We start from the raw sequence: 13,896 nt of genomic DNA on the forward strand, positions 1-13,896 counted from the left end.
CAGACATGTCGGGCGGGACTCTGGTCAAATCCACGCATGGTTGTCAACGCATCTTCGTCAATTCGCGACACGCAATATGTGAAGGCGGGCAAGCGGGAAGGTTAGTCTTCTATTTTGCGCGCTTCCGAAATCAGCATGATCGGCACGCCATCGCGGATCGGATAAGCGAGCCTCGCGCTTTCGGAGATGAGTTCATTGCGGGCGCGGTCATAGGCAAGGCGCCCTTTCGTCAAAGGGCAGACCAGAAGCTCCAGCAGCTTGGGATCGACATTACTCATCCTGTCGTCCATGCCAGCGATCCTATTGCAGCACGGTGCCGCCCTCGCCCGAACCCTGGGCAAGAACGATCTCGGTGATGGCGATCAGTGTTTCGGCCCTCGTCTTCAGATCAGGCGCTTCCAGCAATGCCTGTTTTTCGGCGGGCCCGAAAGGCGACATCATGGAAAGCGAATTGACGAGAACGCGATTGCCCGCCCTCTCAACGCTTTCCCAATCCGCCTCCAGCTGATTGGCATCCAGAAACGAGCGGAAGACACGCAAAAGGTTCTCGCGGTCCACGGCTTCCTCGTCATATTCGCCGCTAAGATCGGCGATGAAGGGCGCGTGCCGGAAACTTCGATAGGGCTCACCCGCGGCGACCTCCTCCAGCAGGCGGAAGCGGCACACGCCGGTGAGCGAGATGATATAACGGCCATCGCCGGTTTCGGAAAAGGACGTGATGCGGCCGAGGCAGCCGACCGCGCTCAGCGGACCGCCCTCAAGCCCCGCCTCGATGACATGCAGCGCGGGCTGCACCATGCCGATGATGCGATGGCCGGCTAACGCTCGGTCGATCATGGCGAGATATCGAGGCTCGAAAATATTGAGCGGAAGATGGCCTTCCGGTAGAAGCAGCGCGCCCGGCAATGGAAAGACCGGCACGGTTTCCGGCAGATCGTCGTTCTTCACATATCTCGCATTTCCGACATGCATGGGAATCAAGCCCCCTGTTCACTGCTGCCCGGCCGGCGGATCAACCGCCACGGCCGGGATATGCCCGCATTACGAAAACAGTATCGCCGAAAGCTTCCTGCGGCCGGCAACGGTTGCCGGATCCTTGAAGCCCCAGGCCTCGAAAAACTCCAGAAGCTGGCGGCGCGCGCCGTCATCGTCGAAGGTCCGGTCCTTGCGCATGACGTAAAGCAGATGGTCCGCAGCCTCATCGCGCCGCCCTTGAGCATTCAGCACCTTGGCAAGCTTCACCCGCGCCTCGTGACGATCGGGATCGAGCGCAAGCTCGCGCTCCAGCGCCACGGGGTCGCCGATCTTGCGGGCTTCCTCATATTGCGCGATCTTTTTCGAAACGAGCTGAATACCCGCATCCTCATTGAGTTCCGCGGGCAGCGAAGAGAGCAGTTCGCTTGCCCGCTCATATTGACCGGCGGCGATCATGCATTCCGCGATACCGGCAATCGCTGCCGGATTTTCCGGATCGGCCTGCATGACGGCGCCGAAAAGCTGCGCCGCGCCGTTGAAATCGCCATCCGCCAGAAGCTGCTTCGCTTCCGTCAGAACAGCCTCGATCTCGGCCTTGGGATCGCCCGCGTCAGGCCCGGCGATCTTCTCGATGAACTGCTTGATCTGGCTTTCCGGCACGGCGCCCATGAAGCCATCCACCGGCCGGCCGTCGGCAAAGGCGACGATTGCCGGAATGGACTGGATGCCGAGCTGGCCGGGGATCGACGGGTGGTCGTCAATATTCAGCTTCACGAGCTTCACGCGGCCATTCGCCTCGTTGATGACCTTCTCGAGCACTGGCGTCAGCTGCTTACACGGACCACACCAGGGCGCCCAGAAATCCACCAGAACCGGCTGGCGACGCGATTCCTCAAGAACGTCCCTGGAGAAACCCGCCGTCGTGGTGTCCTTGATGTGGCCGGAGGCCGCACCGTTCAGCTCGCCATTATGATGGGCGCTTGCGGTCATCTGCCCGCTATAGGAACCGCCGTAAGGATTATTTTCGCCGCTCATGCCGGTCTCCCGTAACCTCTGTCATATGTCTTATTTGAAGCAAAGATCGTATCTCACTCGGTGACTTTCAAGACAAGCGGCGCATGTCCGGTTGCCTCGAGAAAGCGAATGAGATCCGTGGACGCGATCGTTGTCGTCTGGTCGTTGGAAAGCGGATGGCCATTGACCAGCTCGTTTTCCAGAAGCCCGCTGTCGAGCACGAAGGTGACCTGCCTGTCGGTGTCGTTGATGGCTCCGAACACCGTCACCGAGCCCGGCACGACGCCCAGATATTCAAGCATCTTTTCCGGTCTGCCAAAGGACACGCGGCTTGCCGCACCGATGGTCTTGTGAACGCTTTTCAGATCGACGACCGCATTTTCCTCAACGGTCAGAACGAAATACTGATCCTTCTTGTCCTTTACAAAGAGGTTCTTTGTATGGCCGCCGGGAATGAGATCGCGCAGCGACTGGGATTCGGCGACGGTAAACACCGGTTCATGTTGCTTCGTGGTGTGGGAAATGCCGAGTCCGTCGAGAAACTCGAACAGCTCCGATGCCGTCTTTCGAGAATTTTCCGCCATATCCTGCCACCTGCCTCTGCCGATTCCACTATCCTTGTTTCCTGATTAAGCGGGCAACCGACGCTTGGCAACGCAGGAAAAAACAGCGGGATGAAAAATTCTCAATCATTTCCGCCGCTTGTCGCATTTCTCAAAGAAATTTTCGCGTTTTTGTCATTTCCCTGTTGCATTCCAAAATCGATTGAGCGATATAGCGCCCGTCGCCGCTTGGCGGCCCACGGTTCAGCGAACTACCCCGGACCGGTGGATTTGAGCGGGTGTAGCTCAGGGGTAGAGCACAACCTTGCCAAGGTTGGGGTCGAGGGTTCAAATCCCTTCGCCCGCTCCAAACTTCCCTAAAGATAGAATCATCATCAAAGTATCGTCGTTCGCGCGTGTCGCATCGTTCCGTGTCGTGCGGCTTGAAACTCGGCCTGCGCAGCCCTTGTCGGCAAGGTGCGACGGAAATTATTCCGCAAGTGGAACTTATGACGAAGATGTCCGTTTCAGACCCGAGGCTCCTAACCTCAGTTCCCCTCTGATTGCCCGCGATGAGCGGGCATTTTTTTGCCGATGTCCCTGGAACAGCTTATGTGCGCAGCACGTTCTCCTGCGTTGTTCAACGCGGGGAAGAGCCATGTCCGCACATCCTGGAAGAATTCTCTTGATTGCCGCAGTCGCGACCTTGTCGATACCCGGCATATCGCCTGCCGCCGATATGACGGTTTATCGTGAGGAACGGGTTTCACCGCACAAAGCACATTATCGACCGCAGCGGATCGAAAATACCTATTCCAATTGCGCGGAAATGCGCTGCACCGAAAATATCGTGTCCTATCGCTCCCCTTACGAACGGCACACGGAACAGGTCACGCTCTGCCATCCGCCACTAAACTGGCGAACAGGGCCATCAACCGCAACAATATGGTCGCCTTGATCTTGCCATAATTCATTCAATGTGCTTTTGTGCAGCCGCCCTTGTGGGAGGGGGTAAAGGTTGAGGCCCGCTGGCTGCGTTTTGGCAGTAAGCGGGTTTCCCTTTTTTTGGGCATAACTTACCGGCAGGCACCATCGGATCCATTGTTTCTCCGGCTCGGAAAATCAATGAAACATGGGCGCATAATCGTTCGGTTTGGATTTTTCGCATGAAGGAAAGTGGTAGCGGGAGAGGGACTTGAACCCCCGACACGCGGATTATGATTCCGCTGCTCTAACCACCTGAGCTACCCCGCCACAGGGGAAACGTGACAGTCATGTGACCGGCCGTTCCATCAGGATGAGCGGCTTATAAGGTGCCGCTCCCCAAAGTGTCAAGCGCAAGATGCGCAAAAAATTCGCTTTCCGCATCGCTGCAAAAAGCGAATGGTTTCAGGCGGCAACCGGCTTTTCCAGAAGCGCCTTCAGCGACGCCTCGGCTTCCGCCGAGCGTTCCGACCGTTCGATGAAACCGCCGCCGTAAACGCGGGCATCGGCCCCCGGTGCGGAATAAAGCACGCAGGCCTGACCGGGAGCGACACCGGCCTCCCCGGTCATCAGGTCCACATAGATACCGTTTTCGTCCGCATGCAGCATCGCTTCCGTCGGCGGGCGGGTGGAGCGCACCTTGGCGAAACAGGCAAAGCCCTGCCCGGCATCGCTCGTCAGCTCGCCGTCACCCAGCCAGTTCATGTCACGCAGATAGACCCGGCGGGTTTCCAGCGCTTCGCGCGGGCCAACGATGACCCGGCGGCCGCGTGCATCGAGATGCACGACATAAAGCGGCTCCCCCGTCGCGACACCAATGCCGCGGCGCTGGCCGATCGTATAATGCACGATACCATCGTGGCGGCCGAGCACACGCCCGTCGAGATGGACGATATCGCCCGCCAATGCCGCATTCGGCTTCAGCTTGTTGATGATATCGGTATATTTGCCCTGCAGCACGAAACAGATGTCCTGGCTGTCGGCCTTCTTGGCAACGACCAGCCCCATATCTTCCGCCAGAGCGCGCGTCTCGGCCTTGGAGAGGCCGCCGAGTGGAAAGCGCAGATAATCGATCTGTTCCTGCGTGGTTGCAAACAGGAACCAGCTCTGGTCACGGTCGCTATCGATCGGCCGATAAAGCGCACGCCGCCCCGGCTGACCGGAAACGGGATTGGGACGCGAACGAATATAATGGCCGGTCGCCAGCGCATCTGCGCCCAGTTCCTGCGCGGTGGCGAGCAGATCGGCGAATTTTACCGTCTGGTTGCAGGCCACGCAGGGGATCGGCGTTTCACCCATCGCATAGGCTTCGGCAAAGGGGTTGATGACGGTTTCGCGGAACCGCGCTTCGTAATCCAGCACATAGTGGGGAATGCCGAGCGTTTCGCAGACCCGGCGCGCATCGTCTATATCCTGCCCCGCGCAACAGGAGCCGGCGCGGTGCACGGCAGCTCCGTGGTCATAAAGCTGGAGGGTAATGCCGAGGACATCATAGCCCTCGCGCTTGAGGATACCGGCCACCACCGAAGAATCGACGCCACCGGACATGGCGACAACGATCCGGGTATCTTCCGGCCTCTTGTCAAAATCGAGCGTATTCACGTTTTTTCCCATCGTCAGTCATAACGGGGGTAAAGGCCCCGCCGCCTGTCGGTCATCCGCCGCGAGAAACCTGGCCGTCAATCGGGCTGTCCTGTCTCGTCATCCTGCGGATTTAAGGGCTGCATATAGAAAGGAATGGCCGCGCACGCAAGTACGGGGCGGAAAACCGCCCCGCAAAGCCGTCAGATTCGGGCTGGGACCGGCCCTCAGGCGCCGGCCGTCTTCTGGCCGCTGCTGCCGAACCACTTGTCGCGCTCCCGCCACAGGGCTGGCAGGGCCAGCAATCCGATAGCCGTGAAGGCGATCAGGGTCTTGTTGAGCTGAGACAGTTCCGCCGTGCGGCCGTCCAGATAATAGACGCCATAGACGATGGCCACGTGCCAGACATAGACCTGAAGCGAATGGCGGCCGAGCAATTGCAGGAACTTCAGCGACAGCACCCAGATGACGCCCTCGGCGATGGAGCGCACGAGCGGACGATGATGCTTCGGACCTGCGATCACCAGCCAGGTCAGGCCGACGCCGACGGCGAGGAAGTTGATGAGATAGACCGGACCGAAATCGGCGCGGATTTCCATGGTGGAGAATTTGCCCATCATGAATTCCGGCATCAGGCCCCAGGCTGTGGCGATGCGCAGCGGCATGAAGAACAGGCAGATGACGAGCGCCGCTTTCGGCAGCCACGTATGCTCAGGCGAGAAGATCGCCTTCCACGGAATGCGGTTCTGCGCCGTCATCGCGCCCATCACCAGCGCTGAATAGAATACGAGCTGCCAGCCGAGCAGGTTGAAGCTGACGCGAATGCCCTGCTCGTCCGCACCCTTCACGAGTTCGTTGAGGGGGGTCGTCACGATCTGCTGCAGGCCGAGCTGACCGGCCATCCAGACCAGCAGGGAGCCGGCCATGACATAGGCCCACTTGCCATCAAGGCAGAGCTTCACCAGCACCGGCGCAAAGATCATGTAGACGATATATTGCGGCAGAATATCCATGAAGGTCGGCTGGAACAGGAATGTCGCGATCGCCGCCAGTCGCAACGGATCATCGAACGACGTCATGCCGAGCCAGTTGTACCAGATATAGGGTGCATGCGGGATGACCATGCGGAAGAACAGCACGGCGATGACGAGACCCATCGCGTAACGATAAAGCTCCAGCGCCCGGTTCCAGATCATCTGCTTGCCGGCGTCATAGCCGTATTTCATCATCTTGCGCGCATAGACCATGCCGATCAGCAGGCCGGACAGGAACACGAAGCCCTGCGCGTCCTCGACAAAGGCAAACTGCCGGTGATTGATTTCCACCAGCCAGAAACCGCCGGCAAACACCAGATGGTTGATCAGCATGAAGACGAGGAAGTAACCACGCATCCCGTCGATCAGGTCAAAGCGTTTCATCTCGATAGCTCTCCGTTCTCGCAGGGCCTGCATTGCCCAGCCACCCAGCCCGGCTTGGGAGGGGCCGGGGATTGGATTGTCAACGCTGTTTTGCGCCTGAGGTTCCCTTTCCAAAGCGGTTTAGAACCGGCACGAAAAGTCACATTGACGTGTATGCATTCTGGTTAGGATGCAGGGACTGAATGCCGGATGAATAAAAAAAGGCAATTCCGTGGAGCGAATGAGCCATGCGCGGGCAACATGCCGCGACAGGCAGCGCTCAAAGCGTTGCATAGCAGGGCGAAGCGGAATTCACCGCCGATGAGCGGTGGAGATATCACCCGTTAGATTTATCAGTCGTTTTTTTGACCGCATCTTTCCGCCCCTTTTGCGGAGCGAGCCTCGGCGTGACCATGCCCTCTGGAGGCGAGACGAAAAAAGGCCCGGCGGTCGCCAAACCGCCGGGCCTTTATCCGTTAAACACATTCCGATTCGTCAGGCCGCGGCCTGAATAGCGGCCACCTGCCAGTTGTCGTTTCCGGGGCGGCGAACGAAGGTCCACATTTCCACCGCTTCAGAAGGCTGGTGCTCGTCACCTTCGATTACCTTGCCGGAGGTGCGGTCGCGCATCACGTCGATGGCGGAGTAGCGCATCGCCACCGTTGCATAGTCCTGGCCCTCTTCGTGCCATGCTTCGGCAACGTCGCCCTGTAGCAGCGTCACATCGCGCACGTCATTTTTGACGCCGCTCGTGGCGTTGTCGCTCAGTTCTTCTGCGAGGTAAGACATGGCTTCCGGCGTCGTCAGCTTGCGCAAGGTGCCGTAATCCTCGGCGGCATAGGCGGCCTGTACGTCTTCCAGCATTTTCTGGAACGTTTCGAGATCGCCCTGGGTAATGCCGATTTCATCGCCTTCCGACATGGCATTAGCATGAGGCGCAGGCTTTGCCGTTGCGGCAGTGGCGGCCACACCGCCCGCAGCGCCTGCCAGCGCACCGATCTTCGGAATCTTGAACGAGGAAGCGGCAGAACCCGCCTGCGAACCGCCATTATAGGAGGAACCGGAATGATCCGTGCGCTGCGATCCGCCGGCCGAGCCATAGGCGGGCTGGCCCTGACGGCGCGAGGCGAAGAAACGCATGGCGAGCATAACCAGAAGACCGATCAGCGCCACCTGCAGCAACATGCCGAAGAAACCGGCCATGCCGCCAAAACCGCCACCCAGCAGCATGCCGAACAGACCGCCCATCAGCAGGCCGCCCATCAAACCACCCATCATGCCGCCGAACAGGCCGCGATTCTGCTGCGGCGCCTGCGCGCCCGGACGGGCCGGCTGAGCAGCGCTCGGCGCTGCCTGATTGGTGTTGGGCGTCATGCTGCGGTTGATCGGCGCGGTCTGGCCGGGGGCCGTGCTGGTCGAAGGCGGAGCGGAATAGGTCCGCGTGCCGCGGCTGCCGAAACCGCCGCTGGCGCGACGCGCTTCTGCCATATCAACCGCCACGAAAGACACCGCGATACCAAGCGCGGCGACTGCGAACAAACCCTTGAAGCGCCGAAAGGCAGCAAACATCGTTATCTCCTGTTGGCCGCCCTCCCATGAGCGGCATGTCAGCAAGCGATATAGCAACTCATGATCATCATTTTTAGACCAGTTGGCTTAAATTTTTTGTGATATGCAACCAATGCGATAGTAGCCCGTATTTTGCGACGAAACAGACACGGGAAATACGAAAAACCCGGCACAGGGTTTCCCCTGCGCCGGGCCTTATTGTCCCTTGGGAGGAACGATAGATCAGTCGACGTTAAACGTCAGCGGCTTGACCTGGCGGATCGCCGGGTTGGCGCGCAGCTTGTCCAGCACGGCTTCGGAAACCGGGCCGTCGACATAAAGCAGCGCGATGGCGTCGCCGCCTTCCTTTTCACGGCCGAGCTGGAAGTTGGCGATGTTGACGCCAGCCTCGCCGAGCGTGGTGCCCATGAAGCCGATCATGCCGGGAACGTCGGTGTTGGTGATGTAGATCATGTGCGACCCGACATCGGCATCCATGTTGATGTTCTTGATCTGGATGAAGCGCGGCTTGCCATCCGAGAACACCGTACCGGCAACCGAGCGGATCTGATTTTCCGTCTTGACCGTCAGCTTGATGTAGCCGTCGTAAACGCCGGTCTTGTCGCGCTTGACCTCGGAAAGGATGATGCCCTTTTCCTTGATCATGACCGGGGCCGAAACCATGTTCACATCCGCAACCTGGCTGCGGATCAGGCCGGCCAGCAGGGCGCTGGTCAATGCCTTGGTGTTCATGCTGGCGGTTGCACCGTCATAAAGGATTTCGATTTCCTTGGTGGCGCTTTCCTGCACCTGACCGACGAAAGAGCCGAGAACATCCGCCAGACGGATGAAGGGCTTCAGGCGGGGTGCTTCCTCAGCCGTGATCGACGGCATGTTGATGGCGTTGGAAACCGCACCCTTGACGAGGTAATCCGACATCTGCTCGGCAACCTGAAGGGCAACGTTTTCCTGTGCTTCCGTGGTCGAAGCACCGAGATGCGGCGTGCAGACGACGTTGGGCAGGCCAAAAAGCGGGCTCTCCGTGGCGGGCTCGACTTCGAACACGTCAAAACCGGCGCCGGCGACATGGCCGGACTTGATGGCATCGGCAAGGGCCGCTTCATCCACCAGACCGCCACGGGCGCAGTTGACGATACGAACGCCCTTCTTGGTCTTGGCGAGGTTTTCGGCATTAAGGATGCCGCGCGTCTTGTCGGTCATCGGCACGTGCAGGGTGATGAAATCGGCCTGCGCCAGCAACTCGTCCAGCTCAACCTTGGTGACGCCCATTTCCTGCGCGCGTTCCGGCGACAGGAAGGGGTCATAAGCGAGAACATGCATCTTGAGGCCAAGCGCACGCGAGCAGACGATGGAGCCGATATTGCCGGCGCCGATGACGCCGAGCGTCTTGCCGGTGATTTCGACACCCATGAATTTCGACTTTTCCCACTTGCCGGCCTGCGTGGAGCTGTCGGCTGCCGGAAGCTGGCGGGCAACTGCGAACATCAGCGCAATCGCATGTTCTGCCGTTGTGATGGAGTTGCCGAAAGGCGTGTTCATGACGATGATACCGCGGCGCGAGGCAGCCGGAATATCGACATTGTCGACGCCGATGCCGGCGCGGCCGATGACCTTGAGGTTGGTCGCAGCCTCGATCAGCTTTTCGGTTGCCTTGGTGGCGGAGCGGATGGCGAGACCATCGTAGTTGCCGATGATTTCGGCAAGCTTGTCCTTGTCCTTGCCGAGCTTCGGCTGGAAATCGACTTCGACGCCACGATCGCGGAAGATCTGGACGGCGGTTTCCGACAGTTCGTCGGATACGAGTACGCGAGGTGCCATGGTTCACGGGCTCCTTGAAAAACGGTGCAGTTTTGAAAGCGGGGAATGTGCGGCCCTGCATCAGCGCAAGGCCGGTATCAAAATCAAGCGGCAGCCTTGGAAAGTGCTGCCTTCTGCGTCTGGTAGGCCCAGGCGAGCCAGGGCATGACGGCTTCCATATCCGCCGTCTCGATGGTGGCGCCGGCCCAGATGCGCAGACCGGACGGGGCGTCACGGTAAGCGCCGATATCCAGGGCGACATTTTCCTTTTCGAGCAGGGCGACGACGCCCTTGGCGAAATCGGCCTGTGCGGCGGCATCCAGCGCCTGTACCTCGGGATCGACGATCTTCAGGCAGACGGAGGTGTTGGAGCGGGTTTCCGGCTTGACGGCCAGATTGGCGATCCAGTCGTTCTTCTCGATGAAGTCGTAAATGACCTTGGCATTGGCATCGGCACGGCCGATCAGCGCCTTGAGGCCGCCGAGATTCTTCGCCCACAGCAGCGCGTCGATGTAATCTTCAACGCAGAGCATGGACGGCGTGTTGATGGTTTCGCCGGTGAAGATGCCTTCGATCAGCTTGCCGCCGGAAACCATGCGGAAGATTTTCGGCAGAGGCCATGCCGGCGCGTAGCTCAAGAGACGCTCGACAGCGCGGGGCGAAAGAATGATGACGCCATGGCCGCCCTCACCGCCCAGAACCTTCTGCCAGGAGAAGGTGACGACGTCGAGTTTCGTAAAATCCATGTCCTGTGCGAAGGCCGCCGAGGTGGCGTCGCAGATGGTCAGACCCTTGCGGTCAGCCGGGATGAAATCAGCATTGGGAACGCGAACGCCGGAGGTGGTGCCGTTCCAGGTGAAAACCACGTCGCGGTCGAAATCGACTTCGGCAAGGTTCGGCAGCAGACCGTAATCGGCCTCGAATTTGCGGACGTCCTTCAGCTTCAGCTGCTTGACGACGTCGGTGACCCAGCCCGCACCGAAGCTTTCCCAGGCGAGCATATCGACGCCGCGTTCACCGAGCAGCGACCAGAGCGCCATTTCAACGGCGCCGGTGTCGGATGCGGGAACGATACCGATACGATAATCGGCAGGAACGTTCAAAACTTCACGGGTGAGATCGATGGCCTGCTTCAGCTTGGCTTTGCCAACCTTGGCGCGATGCGAGCGACCGAGCGGCGCATCAGAGAGAGCATCTAGCGACCAACCGGGACGCTTCGAGCAGGGACCAGAGGAAAAATGCGTATTGCCCGGACGGACGTCCGGCTTCACGATATCTGTCATTTAACTACCCTTTCAGATAGGCGCCTCTCGTTAGGGAGAGGTGTCCTGACGCCGTTGCTATTCCTCTGGCCGATCCCAGTCAAGCGGAATATGTCGATACGCAGAAGAATTTTGGTCCATATGCGTCATGCCCCGTGTCAGATGCCGGTAAAACAAAACCGCCCGCACCCGGAGGATGCGGACGGTCTGAAACTACCAGCTGGGCGTGACGTTTATTTATAAACGGCAGGCTGCAGCGGAATATCGGCGGGCGGCATGTATTGTGCGGTATCGCAGCCGTTGAAGACATAACGGCCACCGACGCGCACTTCATGCGAATAAAGGCCCTTGTCACGGCCCGGACCGCCATTGTTTTCGTACCCGAACATATCGCCCTTGTTGATATGGCGGAAACGGTAGCCGATGTCGGCCTTCAGGTTACAGGTGACATCGATGGAGGCACCAGCCATCAGGGCGTAAGCGAAACGCCACTTGCCCTTGCCGCCATGTTCGGTGGTCGGGTCGCAACCGAGACCATTGGTGCTGCACGAGGTATTGCGCAGCTTGTCCCATTTGACATAGGAGCCGCCGATACCACCGCCGACATACGGCGTGACGCGGCCATAGGTGCCAAGATCGACATAGGCGTTCGCCATGAGCGTATAGGCTCTGAGCGAACTAAGATCGGTAGAGACGCATCCACCTGAGGGCGAAACACCGCAACCGCCGCTCGTGGAACCGCGGAAATCCGACTTACCCATATAGTCGAAGGTCACGTCACTGCGGAAATAGTTGTTGAACTGATAACCGACGCCGGCGCCGATGACATAGCTGTCCTTGATCGTCGCGGTATCGAAATCCGCGAGATAACCACCCGGACCACCCTGATAATAGTGAGCACCGCGTAGCTTGTTGAAGGAATAACCGACATCGCCCCGCAGATACCAGCCGCTCGCCTGGGTAACAGTAACCTCGGGTGCATCGACATAGGCCGGTGCAGGCTCAGCTTGATAAAGATCGGCAGCGATAGCGCTGGTACCGGTCAGCAGGACGGCCAGAAATCCGGCCAGGGCGTTTTTCATGACTTCCACTCCAGAAGAGGCACGTGCGGTTTCGGCAGCAGATGCCAGTGAACTGTTCAGTCATGGAGATTGACGTAAAATGGTTAAGTCCCGATTAACCACGATCATTCACTATATTTATTAGGAAATACTCAAAGAAAAAGCCGGCTGCAGAGCCGGCTTTTTGGGCGTTACTGTCTCGAAGGCTCACGCCGCCGAGCGGGCATTGGCGATGACGCCGACGAGATCGTTGACGATCTGCTCCACCTTAGCACTGTCATCGCCTTCCGCCATGACGCGGATCAGCGGCTCCGTACCGGAGGGGCGAATGACGAGGCGGCCATTATTGGCCAATGCGCTTTCCGCATCCGCAATCGCCTGCTGCACAACAGGGTTCTCCAGCGGCTTGCCGCCGGAGATACGGACATTCTTCAAAAGCTGCGGCACCGGCTCGAACTTGCGGCAGACTTCGCTGACCGTGAGGCCGGAGCGCTTGACCTTGGCGAGAACCTGCAAGGCCGCGACAAGACCATCGCCCGTCGTGCCGTAATCCGACAGCACGATATGGCCGGACTGCTCGCCGCCGACGTTGAAATTGTGGTTACGCATGTGTTCGACGACATAACGGTCGCCCACCTTGGTACGGGCAAGGGTGAGGCCCTTGTCGCCCAGGAAGCGTTCCAGCCCGAGATTCGACATGACGGTCGCCACGATACCGCCGCCGCGCAGCGTGTTGTCGGCAGCCCAGCTATCGGCGATGACGGCCATCAGCTGGTCGCCATCGACGATCTCGCCGCGCTCGTCAACGATGATGACGCGATCCGCATCGCCATCGAGCGCGATGCCGATATCGGCCCGTACTTCATGCACCTTCTTCTGCAGCGCTTCCGGGTGGGTGGAGCCGCATTCCAGATTGATATTGATGCCGTTCGGCTCATTGCCGATGGTGACGACTTCCGCGCCGAGTTCCCAGAGCGCAGCGGGCGCCACCTTGTATGCCGCGCCATTGGCGCAGTCGATGGCGATCCGCAGTCCGCTCAGCGTCACATCACGCGGCAGCGTGCGCTTGACGAATTCGATATAACGATAGATGTCGCCATCCACACGCTTGGCGCGACCGATCTCGCTCGGCTTGGCCAGCTGCGCATAGATATCCTTGTCGAGAAGGTCTTCAATCTCCAGTTCCAGCTCATCGGAAAGCTTGTAACCATCCGGTCCGAAAAGCTTGATGCCGTTATCGGAGAAGGGATTGTGCGAGGCCGAGATCATCACACCGATATCGGCGCGCAGCGACCGAGTCAGCATGGCGACGGCAGGCGTCGGAATGGGGCCGAGCAGGAAGACATCGAGACCGGCGGCGGTGAAACCGGCGACCAGCGCGTTTTCCAGCATATAACCGGAAAGACGCGTATCCTTGCCGATGACGACGCGATGGCGATGATGGCCACGGCGGAAAATCGTCCCGACCGCAATGCCCACCCGCATCGCCAGATCAGGCGTCATGGGAAAGACGTTCGATTGTCCGCGGATACCATCGGTTCCGAAATAACGGCGTGCCATTTGAACTCCAAATCTTTCGAGCATTCCGGCAAAGCTGAAAACAGCCGGAAGCGTTTTTGGCTAGATGCCACAAACCACGATAAACAGCACGTAAATTAGCGCAAAAATGGCTTATATCTTGTTACCAAAATGAAAAGGCCACCCGGAAGCCCGG

Annotated in this window: 11 protein-coding genes and 2 tRNA genes; 1 reads left to right on the top strand and 12 read right to left on the bottom strand. The window is 59.1% G+C overall.

Annotated elements, in window-relative coordinates; translation table 11 throughout:
- Positions 1–101: 101 nt before the first annotated feature.
- The 4 genes from AGR7B_RS17515 to AGR7B_RS17530 form a co-directional block, all read right to left on the bottom strand.
- Positions 102–290 carry a Trm112 family protein gene (locus AGR7B_RS17515; RefSeq protein ID WP_003523265.1) on the bottom strand — a complete coding sequence of 63 codons (189 nt, stop codon included), beginning with the start codon at positions 288–290 and terminating at the stop codon, positions 102–104.
- Between the two features lie 10 nt (positions 291–300).
- Positions 301–972: an LON peptidase substrate-binding domain-containing protein gene (locus AGR7B_RS17520; RefSeq protein WP_065656418.1), complete on the bottom strand. Its 672-nt coding sequence runs from the start codon at positions 970–972 to the stop codon at positions 301–303.
- Between the two features lie 69 nt (positions 973–1,041).
- Positions 1,042–2,010 (bottom strand): thioredoxin, encoded by a 969-nt coding sequence (trxA, locus tag AGR7B_RS17525; RefSeq protein WP_035261692.1) that lies wholly within the window; start codon positions 2,008–2,010, stop codon positions 1,042–1,044.
- Between the two features lie 53 nt (positions 2,011–2,063).
- Positions 2,064–2,573 (bottom strand): prolyl-tRNA synthetase associated domain-containing protein, encoded by a 510-nt coding sequence (locus AGR7B_RS17530; RefSeq protein WP_080857459.1) that lies wholly within the window; start codon positions 2,571–2,573, stop codon positions 2,064–2,066.
- Positions 2,574–2,826: 253 nt separating this feature from the next.
- Here AGR7B_RS17530 and AGR7B_RS17535 point away from each other — a divergent pair.
- Positions 2,827–2,901, top strand: a tRNA-Gly gene (locus AGR7B_RS17535).
- Between the two features lie 807 nt (positions 2,902–3,708).
- On the opposite strand, the gene AGR7B_RS17540 is transcribed toward AGR7B_RS17535, so the two are convergent.
- The 8 genes from AGR7B_RS17540 to glmM all read right to left on the bottom strand — a co-directional run bounded on the left by AGR7B_RS17540 (position 3,709) and on the right by glmM (position 13,742).
- Positions 3,709–3,785: transfer RNA gene (locus tag AGR7B_RS17540), tRNA-Met, on the bottom strand.
- A 135-nt stretch (positions 3,786–3,920) separates the two neighbouring features.
- Positions 3,921–5,117, bottom strand: a complete 1,197-nt coding sequence (gene mnmA, locus AGR7B_RS17545; protein ID WP_080857460.1) for a tRNA 2-thiouridine(34) synthase MnmA — start codon at positions 5,115–5,117, stop codon at positions 3,921–3,923.
- Between the two features lie 206 nt (positions 5,118–5,323).
- Positions 5,324–6,514 carry an OpgC family protein gene (locus AGR7B_RS17550; RefSeq protein ID WP_080854269.1) on the bottom strand — a complete coding sequence of 397 codons (1,191 nt, stop codon included), beginning with the start codon at positions 6,512–6,514 and terminating at the stop codon, positions 5,324–5,326.
- 474 nt (positions 6,515–6,988) lie between these two features.
- Positions 6,989–8,062 carry a Tim44 domain-containing protein gene (locus tag AGR7B_RS25590; protein ID WP_121490436.1) on the bottom strand — a complete coding sequence of 358 codons (1,074 nt, stop codon included), beginning with the start codon at positions 8,060–8,062 and terminating at the stop codon, positions 6,989–6,991.
- A 222-nt stretch (positions 8,063–8,284) separates the two neighbouring features.
- Positions 8,285–9,880 (bottom strand): phosphoglycerate dehydrogenase, encoded by a 1,596-nt coding sequence (gene serA / locus AGR7B_RS17560; protein WP_003523252.1) that lies wholly within the window; start codon positions 9,878–9,880, stop codon positions 8,285–8,287.
- Between the two features lie 83 nt (positions 9,881–9,963).
- Positions 9,964–11,142: a phosphoserine transaminase gene (locus AGR7B_RS17565; protein WP_065656473.1), complete on the bottom strand. Its 1,179-nt coding sequence runs from the start codon at positions 11,140–11,142 to the stop codon at positions 9,964–9,966.
- A 212-nt stretch (positions 11,143–11,354) separates the two neighbouring features.
- Positions 11,355–12,203, bottom strand: a complete 849-nt coding sequence (locus AGR7B_RS17570) for an outer membrane protein (protein ID WP_065656474.1) — start codon at positions 12,201–12,203, stop codon at positions 11,355–11,357.
- 186 nt (positions 12,204–12,389) lie between these two features.
- Positions 12,390–13,742 (bottom strand): phosphoglucosamine mutase, encoded by a 1,353-nt coding sequence (gene glmM / locus AGR7B_RS17575; RefSeq protein ID WP_003523248.1) that lies wholly within the window; start codon positions 13,740–13,742, stop codon positions 12,390–12,392.
- Between the last annotated feature and the right edge of the window lie 154 nt (positions 13,743–13,896).

Origin of the sequence: Agrobacterium deltaense RV3 (assembly GCF_900013505.1) — a bacterium.
Taxonomy (GTDB): Bacteria; Pseudomonadota; Alphaproteobacteria; order Rhizobiales; family Rhizobiaceae; genus Agrobacterium; species Agrobacterium leguminum.

Excerpts from the sequence above, each read along its gene's own strand:
- AGR7B_RS17565 (WP_065656473.1), bottom strand. The coding sequence starts at position 11,142 with ATGACAGATATCGTGAAGCCGGACGTCCGTCCGGGCAATACGCATTTT.
- AGR7B_RS17550 (WP_080854269.1), bottom strand. The coding sequence starts at position 6,514 with ATGAAACGCTTTGACCTGATCGACGGGATGCGTGGTTACTTCCTCGTC.
- AGR7B_RS25590 (WP_121490436.1), bottom strand. The coding sequence starts at position 8,062 with ATGTTTGCTGCCTTTCGGCGCTTCAAGGGTTTGTTCGCAGTCGCCGCG.
- AGR7B_RS17570 (WP_065656474.1), bottom strand. The coding sequence starts at position 12,203 with ATGAAAAACGCCCTGGCCGGATTTCTGGCCGTCCTGCTGACCGGTACC.
- glmM (WP_003523248.1), bottom strand. The coding sequence starts at position 13,742 with ATGGCACGCCGTTATTTCGGAACCGATGGTATCCGCGGACAATCGAAC.
- AGR7B_RS17515 (WP_003523265.1), bottom strand. The coding sequence starts at position 290 with ATGGACGACAGGATGAGTAATGTCGATCCCAAGCTGCTGGAGCTTCTG.
- AGR7B_RS17520 (WP_065656418.1), bottom strand. The coding sequence starts at position 972 with ATGCATGTCGGAAATGCGAGATATGTGAAGAACGACGATCTGCCGGAA.
- serA (WP_003523252.1), bottom strand. The coding sequence starts at position 9,880 with ATGGCACCTCGCGTACTCGTATCCGACGAACTGTCGGAAACCGCCGTC.
- trxA (WP_035261692.1), bottom strand. The coding sequence starts at position 2,010 with ATGAGCGGCGAAAATAATCCTTACGGCGGTTCCTATAGCGGGCAGATG.
- AGR7B_RS17530 (WP_080857459.1), bottom strand. The coding sequence starts at position 2,573 with ATGGCGGAAAATTCTCGAAAGACGGCATCGGAGCTGTTCGAGTTTCTC.